Annotated in this window: 16 protein-coding genes; 8 read left to right on the top strand and 8 right to left on the bottom strand. The window is 62.4% G+C overall.

The annotated features are described in order from the left end of the window. Nucleotides 1-100: 100 nt before the first annotated feature. The 7 genes from phaC to CGA22_RS12365 form a co-directional block, all read right to left on the bottom strand. Nucleotides 101-1780, bottom strand: a complete 1680-nt coding sequence (gene phaC, locus CGA22_RS12395; protein WP_041024761.1) for a class II poly(R)-hydroxyalkanoic acid synthase — start codon at nucleotides 1778-1780, stop codon at nucleotides 101-103. A 275-nt stretch (nucleotides 1781-2055) separates the two neighbouring features. Then, nucleotides 2056-2433, bottom strand: a complete 378-nt coding sequence (locus CGA22_RS12390) for a gamma-butyrobetaine hydroxylase-like domain-containing protein (RefSeq protein ID WP_041024762.1) — start codon at nucleotides 2431-2433, stop codon at nucleotides 2056-2058. Between the two features lie 88 nt (nucleotides 2434-2521). After that, a complete protein-coding gene (gene hslU / locus CGA22_RS12385) occupies nucleotides 2522-3859 on the bottom strand; it encodes an ATP-dependent protease ATPase subunit HslU (RefSeq protein ID WP_024779917.1) in 1338 nt (445 codons plus the stop codon). Nucleotides 3860-3903: 44 nt separating this feature from the next. After that, nucleotides 3904-4434, bottom strand: a complete 531-nt coding sequence (hslV, locus tag CGA22_RS12380) for an ATP-dependent protease subunit HslV (RefSeq protein WP_025110273.1) — start codon at nucleotides 4432-4434, stop codon at nucleotides 3904-3906. 221 nt (nucleotides 4435-4655) lie between these two features. Next, nucleotides 4656-5351, bottom strand: coding sequence for an SPOR domain-containing protein (locus CGA22_RS12375; RefSeq protein WP_041024763.1), 696 nt, complete (start codon nucleotides 5349-5351; stop codon nucleotides 4656-4658). Between the two features lies 1 nt (nucleotide 5352). Next, on the bottom strand, nucleotides 5353-7089 hold the full coding sequence (gene argS / locus CGA22_RS12370; protein WP_041024764.1) for an arginine--tRNA ligase: 1737 nt from the start codon (nucleotides 7087-7089) through the stop codon (nucleotides 5353-5355). 224 nt (nucleotides 7090-7313) lie between these two features. Continuing rightward, the gene (locus tag CGA22_RS12365; protein ID WP_188258602.1) at nucleotides 7314-9533 is read right to left on the bottom strand and encodes a primosomal protein N'; all 2220 of its coding nucleotides are present in this window, start codon (nucleotides 9531-9533) and stop codon (nucleotides 7314-7316) included. A gap of 280 nt (nucleotides 9534-9813) precedes the next feature. On the opposite strand from CGA22_RS12365, the gene rpmE reads away from it, so the two are divergent. The 3 genes from rpmE to CGA22_RS12350 all read left to right on the top strand — a co-directional run bounded on the left by rpmE (nucleotide 9814) and on the right by CGA22_RS12350 (nucleotide 12315). Next, nucleotides 9814-10032, top strand: a complete 219-nt coding sequence (rpmE, locus tag CGA22_RS12360) for a 50S ribosomal protein L31 (protein ID WP_024779913.1) — start codon at nucleotides 9814-9816, stop codon at nucleotides 10030-10032. Nucleotides 10033-10073: 41 nt separating this feature from the next. Continuing rightward, entirely contained in the window at nucleotides 10074-10865 is a 792-nt protein-coding gene (locus tag CGA22_RS12355) for a thermonuclease family protein (protein ID WP_041020542.1), read from the top strand. Nucleotides 10866-11046: 181 nt separating this feature from the next. Further along, nucleotides 11047-12315: a malic enzyme-like NAD(P)-binding protein gene (locus CGA22_RS12350; protein WP_041020543.1), complete on the top strand. Its 1269-nt coding sequence runs from the start codon at nucleotides 11047-11049 to the stop codon at nucleotides 12313-12315. A gap of 387 nt (nucleotides 12316-12702) precedes the next feature. Here the strand turns inward: CGA22_RS12350 and CGA22_RS12345 are convergent, their stop codons facing one another. Further along, nucleotides 12703-15147, bottom strand: a complete 2445-nt coding sequence (locus tag CGA22_RS12345) for a penicillin-binding protein 1A (protein WP_370444478.1) — start codon at nucleotides 15145-15147, stop codon at nucleotides 12703-12705. A gap of 207 nt (nucleotides 15148-15354) precedes the next feature. On the opposite strand from CGA22_RS12345, the gene CGA22_RS12340 reads away from it, so the two are divergent. From CGA22_RS12340 to pilQ, 5 genes are read left to right on the top strand one after another with little or no spacing between them, the layout of a single operon-like run. After that, nucleotides 15355-16419 (top strand): pilus assembly protein PilM, encoded by a 1065-nt coding sequence (locus CGA22_RS12340; RefSeq protein ID WP_188258601.1) that lies wholly within the window; start codon nucleotides 15355-15357, stop codon nucleotides 16417-16419. After that, entirely contained in the window at nucleotides 16419-16985 is a 567-nt protein-coding gene (locus tag CGA22_RS12335) for a PilN domain-containing protein (protein WP_041020545.1), read from the top strand. The genes CGA22_RS12340 and CGA22_RS12335 overlap by 1 nt, the downstream gene beginning before the upstream one ends. Then, nucleotides 16982-17605, top strand: coding sequence for a type 4a pilus biogenesis protein PilO (gene pilO / locus CGA22_RS12330; RefSeq protein WP_041020546.1), 624 nt, complete (start codon nucleotides 16982-16984; stop codon nucleotides 17603-17605). Before CGA22_RS12335 ends, pilO begins: the two co-directional genes overlap by 4 nt. Continuing rightward, on the top strand, nucleotides 17602-18144 hold the full coding sequence (locus CGA22_RS12325) for a pilus assembly protein PilP (RefSeq protein WP_041020547.1): 543 nt from the start codon (nucleotides 17602-17604) through the stop codon (nucleotides 18142-18144). The genes pilO and CGA22_RS12325 overlap by 4 nt, the downstream gene beginning before the upstream one ends. Further along, a complete protein-coding gene (pilQ, locus tag CGA22_RS12320; RefSeq protein WP_188258600.1) occupies nucleotides 18141-20213 on the top strand; it encodes a type IV pilus secretin PilQ in 2073 nt (690 codons plus the stop codon). The genes CGA22_RS12325 and pilQ overlap by 4 nt, the downstream gene beginning before the upstream one ends. Nucleotides 20214-20217: the final 4 nt, after the last annotated feature.

The raw sequence follows: 20217 nt of genomic DNA, 5'->3' as shown, positions 1-20217 counted from the left end.
CAGGCTCGCTCCCACAGGGGATTTGCTGCGGGTATGGGGTTGGGTTCGCAGCGGGCGAGCCCTGCCTCACATCAGGGTATCGGCAGGCCAGTCGCATCCGTTACCGCTCATGCACATACGTGCCAGGCGCCGCTTCACCCGCCACATAGGTCTTGTTGCCCAGGACGGTGGGGGCCTTTTTCAGTTTGCCCGAGCGCTCGGCCTGCCAGGCTTGCCAGTGCAGCCACCAGGAGTCGGTGTGCTTGGTGGAGTTTTCCTGCCAGTCCTCGGCCTTGGCGGGCATTTCCTCACTGGTCATGTAGCGCGACTTGGGATTGCCCGGCGGGTTGAGGATGCTCTGGATATGACCACTGCTCGACAGCACGAAATCCACTTTGCCACCGAACAGCTGCGCTGACTTGTAGCAGGATTTCCACGGCGTGATGTGGTCGTTGGTGCCCGCGAGGGCAAAGATGTCGGCGGTGACCTGCTTGAGGTCGATCGGCGTGCCGCACACTTCCAGTGCATTGGGCCGGGTCAACGGGTTGGTCTTGAACATTTCGATGAGGTCGCCATGGAACGCCGCCGGAAGCCGTGTGGTGTCGTTGTTCCAGAAGAGGATGTCGAATACCGGCGGCTCGTTGCCCAGCAGGTAGTTGTTGACCCAATAGTTCCAGATCAGGTCATTGGGGCGCATCCAGGCGAAGACCTTCGCCATGTCGCGGCCTTCAAGCACACCCGCCTGGTAGGAATGACGCTTGGCGGCTTCGAGGGTCTGCTCGTCGACGAACAGCGCCACGTCAGTGTCCAGGGTGGTGTCGAGCACGCTCACCAACAGGGTCAGGGCATTGACTTTCTTCTCGCCGAGGGCGGCGTAATGGCCCAGCAGCGCGGTGCAGGTGATGCCACCCGAACAGGCGCCCAGCATGTTCACGTCCTTGCTGCCGGTGATGGCCGTGACCACATCCACCGCTTCCTTGAGCGCGTCGATGTAGGTCGACAGACCCCACTCGCGCTGTTCCTTGGTGGGATTGCGCCAACTGACGATGAAGGTCTGTACGTTGCTGCGCAGGCAGAAGCGCGCCAGGCTCTTGTCCGGACTCAAGTCGAATACATAGAACTTGTTGATCTGCGGCGGGACCACCAGAAGAGGTCGTTCATGGACCTGTTCGGTGATGGGGCGGTACTGGATCAGCTCCAGCACGTCGTTGCGAAACACCACGGCGCCTTCGGTCACGCCCAGGCTCTTGCCGACTTCGAATGCGCCCATGTCCACCTGGCTCGGCATCCCACCGTTGTGCACCAGGTCCTTGGCCAAGTGGGACAGGCCGTCCAGCAGGCTCTTGCCACCGGTTTCGAAGAAGCGCTTGACCGCCGCCGGGTTGGCCGCCGAATTGGTCGGCGACATGGCCTCGGTCATCAGGTTGATCACGAAATGCCCACGGCTGATGTCCTGGGGAGACAGGTTGCTGTCATCGATCCAGGCGTGCAGTTCCTTGCGCCAGGCCAGGTAGGTCTGCATGTAGCGTTTGTAGAGCGGGTTCTGGCTCCACGCCGGGTCGTTGAAGCGGCGGTCATCGGCGGCAGGTTGCAATGCGGACCTGCCGAACAGGACGTTCTTGAGCTCCGCGCCGAAATGGGCGACATGCCTGGCACTGTGCAGCGGTTGCTTGAGGGTCTGGGTCAGCACCATGCGAGCAGAGGCCAGCAGGTCTTTTCTGCGCAAGCCGACGACGGGGTTCAAGCCCAGGGTATTTTCCGAGGCCTGGTACTTCAGGTCATCGTTGTTCTTGTTGCTCATCTACGACGCTCCATTGTCAGACGAGTACCGGGAACCGTGCCATAAAGCCACACAGCCAATACCAGGTACGCTGCTCGGGTGACCGTTAATTCCGCATCGTGGCCAATGAGGAAACATGTGCAAGGGAACTCGCAGGTTCCTTTGCAGGGAACTTGCCAGCTCCATTGGTTACCCGAGTTTAATTTTTTTCGCAAGCAGGCCAGTCATTGACCTTGCCGGGTGGACATTCAAGCAGATGAATCTAGAAAATTCGCCCTAAAGCGCCAGCCCTTGAGCTAGAGCATCAGCTTGACGACGGTTTCGTTCGGGTCGCGGGTTTTTCCGGCGGCCTTGAGCTCGGCAAGATAATCGTTCCACAGCTCGTCCTGGCGCACGGCCAACTGGTACAAGTACTCCCAGGTGAACAATCCGCTGTCATGACCGTCGTCGAAGGTCAATTTCAGTGCGTACTGGCCGGCGGGTTCGATCTTGGACAAACCGACGTTGAGCTTGCCGTATTGCAGGATGGGCTTGCCGTGGCCCTGGACCTCGGCGGAAGGCGAATGCACCCGCAGGAATTCGGCGGGCAGGTGGTACTCCTCGTCCGGCGCGTATTTCAGCGTCAGGGTCTTCGAAGCTTTGTGCAGGTTGATGGCGGTGGGGAGTCTGGTCATGAAAGCAGCTTAAAGCTACAAGCTACAAGCTACAAGCTACAAGCGGATCACCCCCCGCTTGCAGCTTGCAGCTCGAAGCTTGCCGCTTTTAGAGGATATACCGCGACAGGTCTTCGTTCTGAGCCAATTCACCCAGGTGGCTGTTGACGTACTCGGCGTCGATGAGGATCGGCGCTTCGTCGTGTTTGCTCGCCAGGTCGCCGGCGCTGAACGACACTTCCTCGAGCAGACGCTCAAGCAGCGTGTGCAGGCGGCGAGCACCGATGTTCTCGGTCTTCTCGTTGACCTGCCAGGCGATCTGCGCCAGGCGCTTGATGCCTTCCGGCGTGAACTCGATATTCAGGCCTTCGGTCTTGAGCAGCGCGCAGTATTGTTCGGTCAGGGATGCATGGGGCTCGCTCAGGATGCGTTCGAAGTCTTCCGGCGACAGCGCCTTGAGCTCCACACGAATCGGCAGGCGGCCTTGCAGTTCCGGCACCAGGTCACTTGGCTTGCTCAGGTGGAACGCACCGGAGGCGATGAACAGGATGTGGTCGGTCTTGACCATGCCCAGCTTGGTGTTGACCGTGCAACCTTCGATCAGTGGCAGCAGGTCCCGTTGCACGCCCTCGCGGGAGACGTCGGCACCGCCGACATTGCCACGCTTGGCGACCTTGTCGATCTCGTCGATGAACACGATGCCGTGCTGTTCGACGGCTTCCAGGGCCTTGGCCTTCAGTTCTTCCTCGTTGACCAGACGGCTGGCTTCTTCATCGCGCACCAGTTTCAGCGCTTCCTTGACCTTGAGCTTGCGGCTTTTCTTCTTGCCCTTGCCCATGTTGGCGAACAGGCTCTGCAACTGGTTGGTCATCTCTTCCATGCCCGGTGGCGCGGAAATGTCGACGCCGGCCATTTCGGCCACTTCGATCTCGATTTCCTTGTCATCCAACTGGCCTTCGCGCAGGCGCTTGCGGAACAGCTGGCGGGTGTTGGAGTCCTGGGTCGCGGCGGAGTCGGCGTTGAAACCCATGCGCGCCGGCGGCAGCAGGGCATCGAGGATGCGTTCTTCAGCCGCGTCTTCGGCGCGATGGCGGACCTTGGTGATTTCCTGTTCGCGCAGCAGCTTGATGGCGGCGTCGGCCAGGTCACGGATGATCGACTCGACGTCACGACCGACATAGCCGACTTCGGTGAACTTGGTGGCCTCGACCTTGATGAAGGGCGCGTTGGCGAGTTTCGCCAGGCGACGGGCGATCTCGGTTTTACCGACACCGGTCGGGCCGATCATCAGGATGTTCTTGGGGGTCACTTCGACGCGCAGCTCTTCGGGCAGCTGCATTCGGCGCCAGCGATTACGCAGGGCGATGGCGACGGCGCGCTTGGCATCGTCCTGGCCGATGATGTGGCGGTTGAGTTCGTGGACGATTTCGCGGGGAGTCATGGACATAGTAGTTGGCGGTCCTCAAGCAAGAATGAGCCGGGGTACGGGCTTCATTCCGCGAGATCCTGCTCCTCAATGGTTTGGGTATGGTTGGTGAAGACACAGATGTCGGCGGCGATGCCCAGGGCGGTCTCGACGATTTCGCGGGCCGACAGGTCGGTCTTTTTCAGCAGTGCACTGGCGGCGGCCTGGGCGTAGGCGCCTCCGGAACCCATGGCGATCAGGCCATCTTCGGGCTCAACCACGTCGCCGTTGCCGGTGATGATCAGCGAGGCGTCCTTGTTGGCGACCGCGAGCATGGCTTCGAGGCGGCTGAGGGAGCGATCGGTGCGCCACTCCTTGGCCAGTTCCACGGCGGCACGGATCAGGTGGCCCTGGTGTTTTTCCAACTGGCCTTCGAAACGTTCGAACAGGGTAAATGCGTCGGCAGTGGCCCCGGCGAAGCCGGCGATGACCTGGCCGTGATACAGGCGACGGACTTTCTTCGCATTGCCTTTCATCACGGTGTTGCCCAGTGAAACCTGGCCGTCGCCGCCCATGACGACTTTGCCATGACGGCGGACTGAAACGATGGTGGTCAAGGGAAGAGTCTCCACGCAGCGGGGCGAAAATGCCCGGATGAAAACTCATATGGGGGTGGCGTGGGGTTTTTCAACTGCGGGGTGAGGGAGGGGACGAGCGGCATCTGGCCGTTGATCGTTCCCACGCTCCGCGTGGGTATGCAGCCCGTGACGCTCCGCGTCACTGGACGCGAAGCGTCCCCTGAGGCGTTCCCACGCGGAGCGTGGGAACGATCATGACCCTAGCGGCTCTGGCGTTGTTGTAACAACAGGTTGCTGAAGCCGCTGCTGGCCAGTTGTTTCTGCGCCTTGGTCAGTTCTTCGCGGTTGCTGAACGGGCCGACCATGACCCGGTACCAGGTTTCATCTTTCACGGTCCCGGACTCCACCGACACGGATTGGCCCTGCAGGATGATCTGCGCCCGGACCTTGTCGGCGTCGGCCTCCTTGCGGAACGAGCCGGCCTGGAGGAAGAACTTCGTCACCGGCGCGGCTTTCTGCACCGGTGGCGCCGGTGGCGGCGTGATGCCGGCCAGGGCGGCCTGGGCACGGGCGGTGTCGATCTTCGCGGCTTCGGCCGGTGTGACCGGCGTGGCGGGCACTTGTGGCGTCGGCAGGGTCTTTTCCGGTACCGCATCGGGCGGCACGATGACTTCCGATTCCGGCAGCAGGGTGTAGAAGTCGTATTTCGGCTTCACCGGTTGTGTCGGGCTCGGTGGGGTCTTGTTGGCCTCGGCGATGCGCGTGGCTTTCTGCTGCTCCTGGCGAACGCGCTTGACGTCATCGCCCTGGCCCGGCTCCAGTTTCATCAGGAACACGATGAAGGCGCCGACGCTCAGGCCGATCGCCATCCACAACCAGCCCGGAATCGGCTTCTTGGCCGGGGCCTGGTAACGACTGGCGCCGCGTTTGGGTGCAGGTTTTTTCTTGGCAGCCAACTTACATGCGCTCCAGCGTTTCCAGGCCCAGCAGTTCCAGGCCTTGCTTGAGGGTGCGTCCGGTCAGCGCGGCGAGGCGCAGGCGGCTCTGCATTTGCTCCGGGGTGTCGGCGCTGAGGATCGGGCAGTTCTCGTAGAAGCTGGAGAACAGACCGGCCACGTCATACAGGTACGCGCACAGGGTGTGGGGCGTGCCCTTGTCGGCGACGTTGTTCAGCACTTCGCCGAACTGCGCCAGCCTCGCGGCCAGCTCCTGTTCGTGAGCGGCCTCCAGCACAATCCGGCCATCCACCTCATCGAAGCTTTTGCCGAGCTTGCGGAACACACCGGCCACGCGGGTGTACGCGTACAGCAGGTACGGCGCGGTGTTGCCTTCGAAATTGAGCATCAGGTCGAAGTTGAAGCTGTAGTCGCTGGTACGGTGCTTGGACAGGTCGGCGTACTTCACCGCGTCGATGCCCACGACCTTGGCGATCTGGCGCAGTTCGTCTTCGGCCAGGTCGGGGTTCTTGCCCTTGACCAGGGTGTAAGCGCGCTCCTGGGCTTCGGTCAGCAGGTCGATCAGTTTCACCGTGCCGCCGTCGCGGGTCTTGAACGGACGGCCATCGGCGCCGTTCATGGTGCCGAAGCCCATGTGCTCCATTTCCATCGGGCGAGGCACGAAGCCGGCCAGGCGGGCCACTTCGAACACTTGCTGGAAGTGCAGGGCCTGGCGTTGGTCGACGAAGTACAGGACCCGATCGGCCTTCAGCACGCCGTTGCGATAGCGCACGGCCGCCAGGTCGGTGGTGGCGTAGAGATAGCCGCCGTCGGCCTTGACGATGATCACCGGCAGCGGCTCGCCGTCGGCGGTCTTGAACTGGTCGAGGAACACGCACTGGGCGCCGTTGCTCTCTACCAGCATGCCCTTGGCCCGAAGGTCGTTGACCACATTGATCAGGTCGTCGTTGTAGGCGCTTTCGCCCATCACGTCGGCCATGGTCAATTTGACGTTCAGCAGCTCGTAGATTTTCTGGCAGTGGGACAGGGAGATGTCCTTGAACCGGGTCCACAGCGCCAGGCACTCGGCATCGCCGGCCTGCAGCTTGACCACCAGGCCACGGGCACGGTCGGCGAACTCCGGCGACTCGTCGAAGCGTTGCTTGGCGGCGCGGTAAAAGTTCTCCAGGTCCGACAGTTCGTCGCTGGTGATCGGGTTTTCCTGCAGATAGGCCATCAGCATGCCGAACTGGGTGCCCCAGTCGCCGACGTGGTTCTGCCGGATCACGGTGTCGCCCAGGAACTCCAGGACCCGGGCCACGCCATCGCCAATGATGGTCGAGCGCAGGTGGCCGACGTGCATTTCCTTGGCGAGGTTCGGGGCGGACAGGTCGACCACGGTGCGCTGCAACGGGCCGGCCTTGCGCACGCCCAGGCGTTCGTCGGCCAGGGCGGCGTCCAGGCGCGAGGCCAGGGCCTGGGTGTTCTGGAAAAAGTTGATGAACCCGGGACCGGCGATGTCTGCCTTGCTGACGTTTTCGTCAGCCGGCAGCGCGGCGATGATTTTCTCGGCCAGATCCCGTGGTTTCATGCCGGCCGGTTTCGCCAGCATCATCGCGATGTTGCTGGCGAAGTCGCCATGAGTCTTGTCGCGGGTGTTTTCGACCTGAATCGCCGGCGACAGGCCTTCTGGCAACACACCTTCAGCGACGAGTTGGGTGATGGCTTGCTGGATGAGCTGGCGAATGGTGTCTTTCATGGTCTTCTCTTTCAACCGCAGGCGCGGCGGCGCTTCGATGCGCTGGTGGAAAAACTGGGCATTATCCGTGGGGAAGACGGGCTTGCCAACTGTAGCGGGTCGGTTGGGGGCCGGTGGTGACTATTCGGACGCCATCGCGAGCAGGCTCGCTCCCACATTGGAATGCGATTTCCTGTGGGAGCGAGCCTGCTCCGGGCGGCGATCCGACGATGGCGATATTCCATTCAGTACAAATCCACCGGATCCACATCCAGCGACCAGCGTACCGCTCGTCCGCTGGGCATCTGTTCCAGTACCAGCAGCCAGGCGCTCAGCAGGCGATGCAGTGGCGCCCGGGCATTGGCTTGTAACAAAAGTTGCGCCCGATACCGCCCTGCACGTCGTTCCATCGGCGCCGGTACCGGGCCCAGCAACTCGATTCCGCTCAGGTTCTGCTCGGCCAGCAAGCGCTCGGCCTCGCTGCAGGCATCGTCAAGAAAACCTTCGGCCTGCCCCGGCTTGTGGGCCTCGGCCCGCAACAGCGCCAGATGGGCAAACGGCGGCAGGCCGGCGCTGCGGCGTTCGCTCAAGGCCTGCTCGGCAAAGGCGAAGTAGCCTTGCTCGGTCAGTTGTATCAGCAGCGGATGGTCCGCCAGGTGGGTCTGGATAATCACCTTGCCCGGCTCCTCGGCCCGCCCGGCCCGCCCGGCAACCTGGACGATCAGTTGCGCCATGCGTTCGCTGGCGCGGAAATCCCCGGAGAACAGCCCGCCATCGGCGTCCAGGATCGACACCAGCGTGACCCGGGGGAAGTGATGTCCCTTGGCGAGCATCTGCGTGCCCACCAAGATGCAGGGCTGGCCCTTCTGGATCGTGGCGAACAGCTGGTTCATCGCGTCCTTGCGCGACGTGCTGTCGCGATCCACCCGCAGCACCGGGTAATCGGGAAATAGGATGCCCAGCCGTTCTTCGGCGCGTTCAGTGCCGGCACCCACCGGGCGCAAGTCCACCTTGCCGCACTGCGGGCAATGCCTCGGTACCCGTTCGGTGTGGCCGCAGTGGTGGCAACGCAGCTCGCCGTAGCGTTGGTGCACGGTCATCCGCGCATCGCAGCGTTCGCAGCCGGACATCCAGCCGCAGTCATGGCACAGCAGAGTCGGGGCGAACCCGCGGCGGTTGAGAAACACCAGGACCTGCTGGCCGGCAGCCAAGGTCTGGCCGATGGCTTGCTGCATCGGCCCGGAAATGCCGCTGTCCAGTGGGCGGCTCTTTACGTCCAGGCGCAGGAACCGCGGCTGTTTGGCGCCACCGGCCCGTTCGTTCAGGCGCAGGAGCCCGTAGCGACCGGTGTAGGCGTTGTGCAAGCTCTCCAGGGACGGCGTCGCCGAGCCGAGGACAATGGGGATGTCCTCCTGGCGAGCCCGCACCAGGGCCAGATCGCGGGCGTGGTAGCGCAAGCCTTCCTGCTGTTTATACGAGCCGTCGTGTTCTTCGTCGATGATGATCAGCCCGGGGTTCTTCATCGGCGTGAACAGGGCCGAGCGGGTGCCGATGATGATATCGGCCTCGCCGTCCCGGGCGGCCAGCCAGGCTTCCAGGCGTTCGCGGTCATTGACCGCCGAATGCACGAGGGCGATCCGGGCGTTGAAACGCTGTTCGAAACGCGCGAGGGTCTGGGGGCCGAGGTTGATTTCCGGAATCAGCACCAGGGCCTGCTTGCCTGCTTCCAGGGTCTGGCGGATGAGCTGGAGATAGACTTCGGTCTTGCCGCTGCCGGTGACGCCCGCCAGCAGAAAGGCGTGATAACTGTCGAAGCCGGCGCGGATCGCTTCGCAAGCCGCTCGCTGTTCGGCATTGAGCGGCAGCTCCGGCTGGGCCAGCCAATGTTCATGACGGGCGCCCGGGGCATGCCGGCGGACTTCCACCTGGACCAGGTCCTTGGCCAGCAGCAGGTCGAGGCTGTCCTTGCTGAGCATCAGCTTGCTCAACAGTTGATGTGCCACACCGTGGGGGTGCTGGGCCAGCGTCGCCAGGGCTTCGCGCTGACGGGGCGCGCGGGCGATGCGCGGGTCATCCAGCGAAGCCCCTGGCGCCACCGACCAGAACCGCTCCTGGCGTGCTTCGGCCGGTTCGCCCTGGCGCAGCAACACCGGCAACGCCCAGCTCAGGGTATCGCCGAGGCTGTGCTGGTAATACTGGGCCGTCCACAGGCACAGCTTGAACAACGAGGCCGGCAGCGGCGGCGTGGCATCGAGCAGCGCCAGGGCGGGCTTGAGCTTGTCGGCGGGGACTTCGCTGTGGTCGGTGACTTCCACCAGAATGCCGATCATTTCCCGCCGACCGAACGGCACCCGCAAGCGCATGCCCGGTTGCAGCCGGGCACGTGGGACTCCGGCCGGGGCGCGATAGTCGAACAGGCGGCGCAGGGGCGAAGGCAGGGCGAGGCGCAGGATGGCGTCGGGCACGCGGGGATATCTCGACACAAGCGGTTAAAGGACCATGCACATGTGGGAGCGAGCCTGCTCGCGATGGCGGCGTGCCAGTCAACATTCATGCTGCTGATCCACCGCCATCGCGAGCAGGCTCGCTCCCACAAGGATTGTGCTTGAGGCCGGGAGCCTAGCAGACGGTTGGTACAAGGCATAGCTTGCGTGATTGTCGATGTCTGGTAGAATTCGCGCCCTAATTACGTGCGGTATTCAACAATAGTGTTGGGTGGCGGCACGCTAGCCTGAGGAAAACACCATGAAAGCCGATATCCATCCGGAATACCCAGCCATTGCTGTAACCTGCAGCTGCGGCAACAAGTTCGAAACCCGTTCGACCTACGGCAAAGCCCTGGCGATCGACGTTTGCAACGAATGCCACCCGTTCTACACCGGTAAGCAAAAGACTCTGGATACCGGTGGTCGCGTTCAGAAGTTCGCCGACCGTTTCGGTGCTTTCGGCGCCAAAAAGGCCTGAGACTGATCATTTTGTCTGGTCGTTTCGACGGCTGCGAAGTGATGAAAAAGGCGTCCCTTGTGGGCGCCTTTTTTGTGTCCGCGATTTGGCTGGGCAGCGCCCAGGCCTTCTGCCCGGCACCGATGGACGCGACCGAGGTGACGGTCCGGCGGGTGGTGGATGGCGATACCCTGCGCCTGGCAGATGGTCGCAGCGTACGCTTGATCGGCCTCAACACACCTGAGCTGGGTCGGCGGGGGCGTTCCGACGAGCCCTTTGCCGTTGCGGCCCGCCGTCGCCTGGAAGCGTTGGTGGCCGCCAGTGACGGGCGCGTAGGGCTGGTTCCAGGCAGGGAGAGCAAGGATCGCTACGGTCGGACGCTGGCCCATGCCTATGGTGCCGATGGACGCAATATCGAGGCGCAGATGCTCGCCGAGGGCCTGGGCTTCCAGGTGGCGGTGGCACCGAATGTCGGGTTGGCGGATTGTCAGCGGGCCGCCGAGCGCCAGGCGCGTGACGCGCGTCTCGGGCTGTGGAAGCGTTCACCCGTGCTCAAGACCGGGCAGGTCAAGGCGTCCGGTTTCGCGGTGCTGAGCGGGCGCGTCAGCGCGGTCAGGCGCAATCGTGGCGGTGTTTGGCTGCAATTGGAGAATTCGGTTGTATTGCGCATTGCGCCCAATCTGCTGGAACGCTTCGATATCGCTTCACTCAAGCGCCTTGCCGGCAGGCAGGTCGAAGCTCGTGGCTGGGTGGTCGAGCGGTCTCGCCATGGCAACGCTGGGCAGAGGCAGGGGCAGGATCGCTGGCTGCTGCCGTTGACCGACCCGACGATGCTGAGTCCGGTGCCGGGATAAAAAATTGTAGACATTTTTTCTGTCGATTGTATGCATTGAGCCCTTGTGTTTCGCGGCCCTTGGCCCAAAGTCGTAGGGCAGGGCGCTTGACAGCGGTGACCGGTCAGTCTTGTAGGGACTTTGCGAGGCGCGTATCCTCGGCGGTCCGTCTGTCCAACACAGTAAAAAGCGGAATGCCCACATGTCTGATCTGAAAACTGCCGCTCTCGAATATCACGCTCATCCTCGTCCAGGAAAGCTGAGTGTCGAGCTCACCAAGGCCACCGCTACTGCCCGCGATCTGTCGCTGGCCTACAGCCCCGGCGTAGCCGAGCCAGTCCGCGAAATCGCTCGCGATCCTGAACTGGCCTACCGATACACCGGTAAGGGCAACCTGGTTGCAGTCATTTCCGATGGCACCGCGATTCTCGGCCTGGGTGACCTGGGTCCATTGGCCTCCAAGCCGGTCATGGAAGGCAAGGGTGTGCTGTTCAAGCGTTTCGCCGGTATCGACGTGTTCGACATCGAAGTCGACTCCGAAAGCCCGCAAGCCTTCATCGACACCGTCAAGCGTATCTCCATCACCTTCGGCGGCATCAACCTGGAAGACATCAAAGCGCCTGAGTGCTTTGAAATCGAACGCGCTCTGATCGAACAGTGCGACATTCCGGTGTTCCACGATGACCAGCACGGTACCGCAATCGTGACCGCGGCCGGCATGATCAACGCCCTGGAAATCGCTGGCAAAACCTTGCCGGAAGCCAAGATCGTCTGCCTGGGCGCCGGTGCTGCGGCCATCTCCTGCATGAAATTGCTGGTGAGCATGGGCGCGAAGATCGAAAACATCTTCATGATCGACCGTACCGGTGTGATCCATTCCGGTCGTAGCGACCTGAACCAGTACAAGGCTGTCTTCGCCCACGCGACCGACAAGCGCACCCTGGCGGACGCACTGGACGGTGCCGACGTATTCGTCGGCCTGTCGGGTCCGAACCTGCTGAGCCCGGAAAACCTGCTGCGCATGGCGCCGAACCCGATCGTGTTCGCCTGCTCGAACCCGGATCCGGAAATCTCCCCGGAACTGGCTCACGCCACCCGCAACGACGTGATCATGGCGACTGGCCGTTCGGACTACCCGAACCAGGTCAACAACGTGCTGGGCTTCCCATTCATCTTCCGCGGTGCCCTGGACGTTCGCGCCAAGCGCATCAACGAAGAGATGAAAGTCGCGGCCGCCAACGCCCTGCGCGAACTGGCCAAGCTGCCGGTGCCTCAGGAAGTCTGCGACGCCTACGGTGGCATCAAGCTGGAATTCGGTCGTGAGTACATCATTCCGAAGCCAATGGACGCCCGCCTGATCACCCTCATCTCCGACGCCGTGGCCAAGGCTGCGATCGAGACTGGCGTGGCAACCCTGCCGTACCCGAAAAACTACCCGCTCAAGAGCGTGGATGACGTGTTCAACGGCTAAGCCGTTGTAACGCCTCAACGAAAAACCCCGGCTCCTGTGAGCCGGGGTTTTTTATTGATCGTTCCCACGCTCTGCGTGGGAATGTAGCCTGGGACGCTTCGCGTTCCATCAAGAGCCGAACGCGGAGCGTCCGTAGAGGCATTCCCACGCAGGAGCGTGGGAACGATCACACCTTGAGGGCGCCATCGTCAGAACAGATCGATCGGCGCCGCTTCGTCCGCCGGCAGCGGGCTGCCTGGCGCAACGCCGTTTATTGATCGTTCCCACGCTCTGCGTGGGAATGTAGCCTGGGACGCTCCGCGTTCCATCAAGAGCCGAACGCGGAGCGTCCGTAGAGGCATTCCTACGCAGGAGCGTGGGAACGATCACACCTTGAGGGCGCCACCGTCAGAACAGATCGATCGGTGCCGCTTCATCCGCCGGCAGCGGGCTGCCTGGCGCAACGCCGTTGCCCAGCTCGTTGGCCGACGGTGGGGTGTCTTCGCTCTTGAACAGTTCGAAATACGCACCCGGAGTGCCTGGAGTGGCCGCACGACCGCTGACCGGGTCGACCCGCAGGCTGAGGATGCCTTCCGGTTCCGGCTGGGTGTGAGGCGGTTTGTCCTTGAGGGCGGCGCCCATGTAGCTCATCCAGATAGGCAGCGCCACGGTGCCGCCAAACTCGCGGCGACCCAGGCTCTCGGGCTGGTCGAAACCGGTCCAGACAGTGGTTACGTAGTCGCCGTTGTAGCCGGAGAACCAGGCGTCCTTGGATTCGTTGGTGGTACCGGTCTTGCCCGCCAGGTCGGTACGGCCCAGGGCCAGTGCACGACGACCGGTGCCGAGCTTGATCACGTCTTCCAGCATGCTGTTGAGAATGTAGGTGGTGCGCCCGTCAACGATGCGCTCGGCGACCGCAGGTGCCTGGGTCGCTGGAGTGGCGGCGGAGGCTTCGCCCGGAGTCGGGTTCACCGTGAACGTCTCGGCGGACGGTGCGGCGATGCCGTCGCTGGCCTGATCGCCGGTGGGCACCCGCGGCGGGTTGGCCACGAACAGTGTTTCGCCGTTGCGACTTTCGATCTTGTCGATGATGTACGGGGTGATCTTGTACCCGCCGTTGGCGAATGTGCTCCAGCCCGTGGCGATTTCCATCGGGGTCAGGGTTGCAGTGCCCAGGGCCAGGGACAGGTTGCGTGGCAGGTCCTGCTTGTTGAAGCCGAACCGGGCGATGTAGTCGATGGTGCGATCCACACCCAGCGCCTGCAACAGGCGGATCGACACCAGGTTGCGCGACTTGTACAGCGCCTCGCGCAGACGGATCGGGCCGAGGAAGGTGTTGGTGTCGTTCTTCGGTCGCCAGACCTTGTCCAGGTACTCGTCGACAAACACGATCGGCGCGTCGTTCACCAGGCTGGCGGCGGTATAGCCATTATCCAGGGCGGCGCTGTAGACGAACGGCTTGAAGCTCGAGCCCGGCTGGCGCTTGGCCTGCAACGCGCGGTTGTAGTTGCTCTGCTCGAAGGCGAAGCCACCCACCAGGGAGCGGATCGCGCCGTCCTGCGGATCGAGGGACACCAGGGCGCCCTGGGCGGCCGGGATCTGGCTGAACTTGAGGGTGTTGTCCGGCTGGCGCTGCACCCGGATCAGATCGCCGACCTGGGCCACGTCCGACGGCTGTCGGGGGGCGGCACCCATGCTGTTGGTATTGAGGAACGGACGGGCCCATTTCATGGTGTCCCATTTCACCTGTTCCTCAAGCTCGCCGTTGCGCGTCAGGACCTTGATACCGTCCTTCTCCACCTGGGTGACGATCGCCGGTTCCAGGCTGCTGATGGTGCGCTGCTTGGTCAGCTCAAGGGCCCAGGCCTCCTTGGTCTTGCCCGGCAGGCGCGATTCGGGGCCACGGTAGCCGTGGCGCTGATCGTAGGTCATCAGGCCTTCGTGCAGCGCGGTGTTGGCCATTTCCTGCAGGTTGCTCGGCACCGTGGTGGTGACGCGGAACCCTTCGGTGTAGGCATCGCTGCCATAGCGTCCGACCATCTCGGCCCGAGCCATTTCGGCGATGTACGGTGCGTTCACTTCCGGCGTCGGCACGTGATAGCTGGCGTTCAATGGCTCGTTGATCGCAGCGGTGTAGTCGGCTTCGCTGATCTTGCCGAGTTTGTACATGCGCCCCAGGATCCAGTCGCGCCGCTCTTTGCTGCGCGCCGGGTTGGCCAGCGGGTTGAAGCGCGACGGTGCCTTGGGCAGGCCGGCGATCATTGCCATCTGCGCCAGGCTCACATCACGGATCGACTTGCCGTAATACACCTGGGCCGCCGCCTCGATGCCATAGGCGCGGTTGCCCAGGTAGATCTTGTTCACGTACAGCTCGAGGATTTCATCCTTGGTCAGCTGCCGTTCGATCTGCAGGGCCAGGAGAATTTCGGTGGTCTTGCGCGAGAAGCTGCGCTCGCTGGTCAGGAAGAAGTTCTTGGCCACCTGCATGGTGATGGTGCTGCCGCCGGACTGGATGTGCCCGCTCTTGACCAACTGGCTGGCGGCACGCATCAGGCTGCCCGGATCGACGCCATAGTGGTTGGCGAAGTTGTCGTCTTCGGCGCTGAGTAACGCATTGATGAAATTGGGAGGAATGTCGGCGAAACGGATCGGCGTGCGGCGCATTTCGCCAAATTCGGCGATCAGCTTGTTGTCGCTGCTGTACACCCGCAAAGGAATCTGCAACTGAATACTTCTCAGCGCCTCCACGGATGGCAATCCCGGACTAAGGTAAAGAAACGCACCGCTCAGACCCAAGAGCAGTCCGCAGAAAACGGCGATGACGGACCATCCGAAAAATTTCAGCAGACGAATCAAGGCTTTTGGATATCCAGGCAAAGAATGAAAAAGGCGCCAGGTGCAGGGAAGGACCCATGCTTGCAGCAAAGCGAAAAAAACGCTGCGCATTATAAGCATTTTTTTCCGTCGGAAACGCCATCCGGACGTCCGTCGGGCTGGGGTGATTGAACGCAATGCATATTAGAGAGTCCGTAACTCACGGATAGTCATAGGGAATTGGTAGTGCTACGACTCTTCAATAAAAAGGCCCATACGCTTCTGGGCATCGACATCAGCTCCACATCGGTGAAGCTGCTCGAGTTGAGCCGCCAGGGTGACCGTTACCGTGTCGAATCCTATGCGGTCGAACCGTTGCCGGCCAATGCCGTGATCGAGAAGAACATCGCCGAGCTCGAGGGGGTCGGGCAGGCGTTGTCCCGGGTTCTGGTCAAGGCCAGGACGCCCTCGCGAAGCGTGGCGGTGGCAGTGGCGGGTTCGGCAGTGATCACCAAGACCATCGAGATGGATGCCGGGCTTTCCGACGACGAGATGGAGAACCAGCTCAAGATCGAGGCGGATCAGTACATTCCTTATCCACTGGATGAAGTGGCCATCGATTTCGAGGTCGTGGGTGTATCGCCGCGCAACAGCGAGCGGGTCGAGGTGCTGCTGGCGGCCTGTCGCAAGGAAAACGTCGAGGTTCGCGAGGCTGCGCTGGCACTGGCGGGGCTGACGGCCCGGGTAGTCGATGTGGAGGCCTACGCGTTGGAGCGCGCTTTTGGCCTGCTCGCCACGCAACTGGCCGCGTCCCAGGAGCGCTTGACCGTTGCGGTGATCGATATCGGCGCCACCATGACCACCCTGAGCGTGCTGCACAACGGTCGCATCATCTATACCCGTGAGCAACTGTTCGGCGGTCGCCAGCTCACCGAGGAAATCCAGCGGCGCTATGGCTTGACCCTCGAGCAGGCCGGCCTGGCAAAGAAGCAGGGCGGTTTGCCGGACGATTACCTCAGCGAGGTGCTGCAGCCCTTTCGCGAGGCGCTGGTGCAGCAGGTATCGCGGTCCCTGCAGTTTTTCTTCGCTTCGGGCCAGTACAGCGCGGTGGACCACATCCTGTTGGCCGGTGGCACGGCGTCAGTCGCCGGGCTGGACCGCCTGATCGAACAGCGCCTGGGCACGCCGACCCAGGTGGCCAACCCGTTTTCCAACATGGCCCTGGGCAGCAAGGTCAATGCCGGTGCCCTGGCCAGTGATGCGCCGGCGCTGATGATCGCTTGCGGTCTGGCCCTCAGGAGTTTTGACTGATGGCCCGGATCAACCTTCTTCCCTGGCGCGAAGAGCTGCGTGAAGAGCGCCGCAAACGCTTCCTGCTGGCATTGGTGGGGGCGCTGGTCGGTGCGGTGGGGGTGACCTTGATCGGGGTTCAGTACCTGCACAGTGCCATTAATCACCAGCTGGCGCGTAACGGGCACATTTCCGAGCAGATAGCTGTGCTGGACGAGCGCATCAAGCAAATCAGCGAGCTGAAAGCCCGTCGCCAACAACTGGTGGAGCGCATGCGCATCATCCAGGACCTACAAGGAAATCGGCCGGTCAGCGGACGCATCTTTGACCAATTGGTACGGACGTTGCCGGACGGGGTGTATTTCACCGAAGTGAAAATGGAAGACAAGACGCTCTCCATCAAGGGCGCCGCGGAATCCAACCACCGGGTCTCGGACCTGATGCGCAACCTGGACGCGTCGGATCTGTTCGACGCGCCCAGCCTGACGGAGGTCAAGGCCACGACGGCAGGACAGGTCGACCAGGCCAATGTGTTCCAACTGACGGTCCGCCAGACCCAGCCGGCCGACGCGGAGGACGCCCAATGAGGCCGGGAGAGTGGTTCGACGCGCTGCGCAAGGTCGACTTCCGTGATCTGGACACCAACAACGTCGGCTCCTGGCCGATGCCTGTCAAATGGTTGGCCGGCGTCCTGCTGGTGGTTGTGGTCCTGGGGTTGGGCTATAACTTTGCCGTGAGCGACCTGGAGGATGAGTTGCAGCAGGTGCGCGAGGAAGAAAATACCCTCAAGGCGCAGTTCGCGGGCAAGGCCCACATGGCCGCGAACCTGGAACGCTACACCGAGCAGATGAAGCAGATGGAAACCTCCTTTGGCGTGCTGTTGCGGCAATTGCCCAGCGACACCGAGGTGCCTGGGCTGCTGGAAGACATCACCCGCACCGGCCTGGGCAGCGGCCTGGAGTTCGAGGAGATCAAGCTGCTGCCCGAAGTGACCCAGCCGTTCTATATCGAGTTGCCGATCCAGATCACCGTGACCGGTGGCTACCATGACCTGGCGACATTCGTCAGCGGGGTTGCCGGGCTGCCCCGCATTGTCACGCTGCACGATTTTGACATTGCCCCCGCGGACCCTGAGTCGGGCTCGAAGCTGCGCATGAGCATCCAGGCCAAGACCTACCGGTACAACGAGCAGGGGGCGCAGCCATGAAGCCGCTCCGCTGCATGGGCCTGCTGGCCGGGCTGGTTGTGCTGGCCGGTTGTAACAACGACAGTGGCTTCGAGGACCTGGACGCCTACATGAATGAGGTGCGGTTGCGCCCGCCCGGCAAGATCGAACCGACGCCAACCTTCAAGCCAAACGAAACCTTCACCTACAGCGCGTCCGACCTGCGCAGCCCGTTCTCACGGCAGGTCCGGGTGGATCAGGCCGAACGGCAAAAAGGTTCGCGCAATGTCCGGCCCGATCCGAACCGGGTCAAACAGTACCTCGAAGGCTTCAATATCGAACAGTTTGAAATGGTCGGCACGATCGCCAATGCCAGTGGCTCCTATGCGCTGCTGCGCGGTGCGGGCGGGGTGCATCGGCTCAGGGTCGGTGACTACCTGGGGCGCAACGACGGGCGAATTGTCGCCGTCACTGCCACCGAGGTCGATGTGGTCGAAATCGTTCCCGATGGCGAAGGTGCCTGGCTGGAGCGACCACGGACCATTCCTTTGAAAGAGCACTCAGTGGAACTCGAACAATGAACAGGATTTTTACCGCCCTCGGTGTTTCGCTATGGATGGCGCTGATGTCACCGATGGTCCTCGGGGCGAACCTGAAGACCCTGGATGTCGCGGCTTTGCCGGGGGATCGGGTCGAGTTGAAGCTCTCTTTCGACGGGCCGCCCCCCACGCCCCGTGGCTATACCACCGAACAACCGGCCCGGATTGCCCTGGACCTGCCAGGGGTGACGAACCAGCTGGCGCGCAAGACCCAGGACCTGGGCAGCGGCAATGCACGCAGCGCCACCGTGGTCGAGGCGGGGGACCGCACCCGGCTGATCATCGGCCTCACCCAATTGGTGCCGTATAACGCTCGGGTCGAGGGTAATAATCTGTTCGTGGTGGTCGGTAAGGGCGCGGAGCCGAAATCTACCGTCCAGGCCCCACGTCCGGCGGCTGCCAGTGCGGTGCCAGCCAGGAGCAATGCGCCGGTGGGCCGGGCCATTCGTGGCGTGGACTTCCAGCGCGGGACCCAGGGTGAAGGTAACGTGGTGATCGACCTGTCGGACCCGTCCATTGCGCCGGATATCCAGGAACGGGAAGGCAAGATCATCCTCAACTTCGCCAGGACCCAGTTGCCGGAACCATTGCGGGTGCGCCTGGACGTCAAGGACTTCGCCACCCCGGTGCAGTTCGTCAATGCCAGCGCCGGTTCCGACCGGGCCACCATCAGCATCGAGCCCGGCGGCACCTTCGATTACTCGACCTACCAGACCGACAACAAACTGACCGTCAGCGTCCGGCCCATGACGGTCGAAGACTTGCGCAAGCGCGACACCGACCGGGCTGCCTACAGCGGTGAAAAGCTGTCCCTGAATTTCCAGGACATCGAAGTGCGCTCGGTCCTGCAACTGATTGCCGATTTCACCAACCTGAACCTGGTGGCGAGCGACACGGTGCAAGGGGGAATCACCTTGCGGTTGCAGAATGTTCCCTGGGACCAGGCGTTGGATCTGGTGCTGAAGACCAAGGGGCTGGACAAGCGCAAGGTCGGTAACGTGTTGCTGGTTGCCCCCGCCGATGAGATCGCGGCTCGCGAGCGCCAGGAGCTGGAGTCCCAGAAGCAGATTGCCGACCTGGCGCCGCTGCGGCGAGAGCTGTTGCAGGTCAACTATGCGAAGGCGGCGGACATCGCCAAGCTGTTCCAATCGGTGACCAGCGCCGAAGCGAAAGCCGATGAACGTGGCACGATCACGGTGGATGAGCGAACCAATAACATCATTGCCTACCAGACCCAGGACCGGCTCGATGAATTGCGTCGGATCGTGGCCCAGCTGGATATTCCGGTGCGCCAGGTGATGATCGAGGCCCGGATCGTCGAGGCCAACGTCGATTACGACAAAAGCCTGGGGGTGCGTTGGGGCGGCTCGGTGCAGAACCAGGGCAACTGGAACTCTTCGGGCGTGACCAACGGCAGCTCCACCACCATCGGCACACCGGGCAGTACCAGTACCAATCAGCCGTTCGTCGACATGGGCGCGGCGGGCAATACCTCGGGTATCGGCATTGCGTTCATCACCGACAACGTACTGCTGGATCTGGAGCTGACAGCCATGGAGAAAACCGGCAACGGGGAAATCGTCTCCCAGCCCAAGGTGGTGACGTCGGACAAGGAGACTGCCAAGATCCTCAAGGGCACGGAAATCCCCTACCAGGAAGCCAGTTCCAGTGGGGCCACCTCGGTGTCGTTCAAGGAAGCCTCGCTGTCGCTGGAGGTGACCCCGCAGATCACCCCGGACAACCGCATCATCATGGAGGTCAAGGTCACCAAGGATGAGCCGGACTACCTGAACAAGGTGCAGGAAGTACCGCCGATCAAGAAGAACGAAGTCAACGCGAAGGTGCTGGTCAATGACGGCGAGACCATTGTGATTGGCGGGGTTTTCTCAAATACTCAGAGCAAGGTTGTAGATAAGGTGCCATTTCTTGGCGATGTGCCGTATCTTGGCCGCCTTTTCCGGCGTGATCTGGTTTCGGAGAAAAAATCCGAGCTGCTGGTATTCCTCACTCCGCGTATCATGAACAACCAGGCGATTGCTGTGAGTCGTTGATTCT

This window comes from Pseudomonas sp. PSB18, from assembly GCF_014596565.1.
In the GTDB taxonomy this organism is placed as follows: Bacteria; Pseudomonadota; Gammaproteobacteria; order Pseudomonadales; family Pseudomonadaceae; genus Aquipseudomonas.
The sequence above is the reverse complement of the archived record's forward strand: the minus strand, read 5'-3'. Positions and strand labels throughout refer to the sequence as shown.

Coding starts and splice junctions, on each gene's coding strand:
- phaC (WP_041024761.1), bottom strand. CDS start 1,780: ATGAGCAACAAGAACAACGATGACCTGAAGTACCAGGCCTCGGAAAAT.
- CGA22_RS12390 (WP_041024762.1), bottom strand. CDS start 2,433: ATGACCAGACTCCCCACCGCCATCAACCTGCACAAAGCTTCGAAGACC.
- hslU (WP_024779917.1), bottom strand. CDS start 3,859: ATGTCCATGACTCCCCGCGAAATCGTCCACGAACTCAACCGCCACATC.
- argS (WP_041024764.1), bottom strand. CDS start 7,089: ATGAAAGACACCATTCGCCAGCTCATCCAGCAAGCCATCACCCAACTC.
- rpmE (WP_024779913.1), top strand. CDS start 9,814: ATGAAAGCCGATATCCATCCGGAATACCCAGCCATTGCTGTAACCTGC.
- CGA22_RS12355 (WP_041020542.1), top strand. CDS start 10,074: ATGAAAAAGGCGTCCCTTGTGGGCGCCTTTTTTGTGTCCGCGATTTGG.
- CGA22_RS12350 (WP_041020543.1), top strand. CDS start 11,047: ATGTCTGATCTGAAAACTGCCGCTCTCGAATATCACGCTCATCCTCGT.
- CGA22_RS12335 (WP_041020545.1), top strand. CDS start 16,419: ATGGCCCGGATCAACCTTCTTCCCTGGCGCGAAGAGCTGCGTGAAGAG.
- pilO (WP_041020546.1), top strand. CDS start 16,982: ATGAGGCCGGGAGAGTGGTTCGACGCGCTGCGCAAGGTCGACTTCCGT.
- CGA22_RS12325 (WP_041020547.1), top strand. CDS start 17,602: ATGAAGCCGCTCCGCTGCATGGGCCTGCTGGCCGGGCTGGTTGTGCTG.
- pilQ (WP_188258600.1), top strand. CDS start 18,141: ATGAACAGGATTTTTACCGCCCTCGGTGTTTCGCTATGGATGGCGCTG.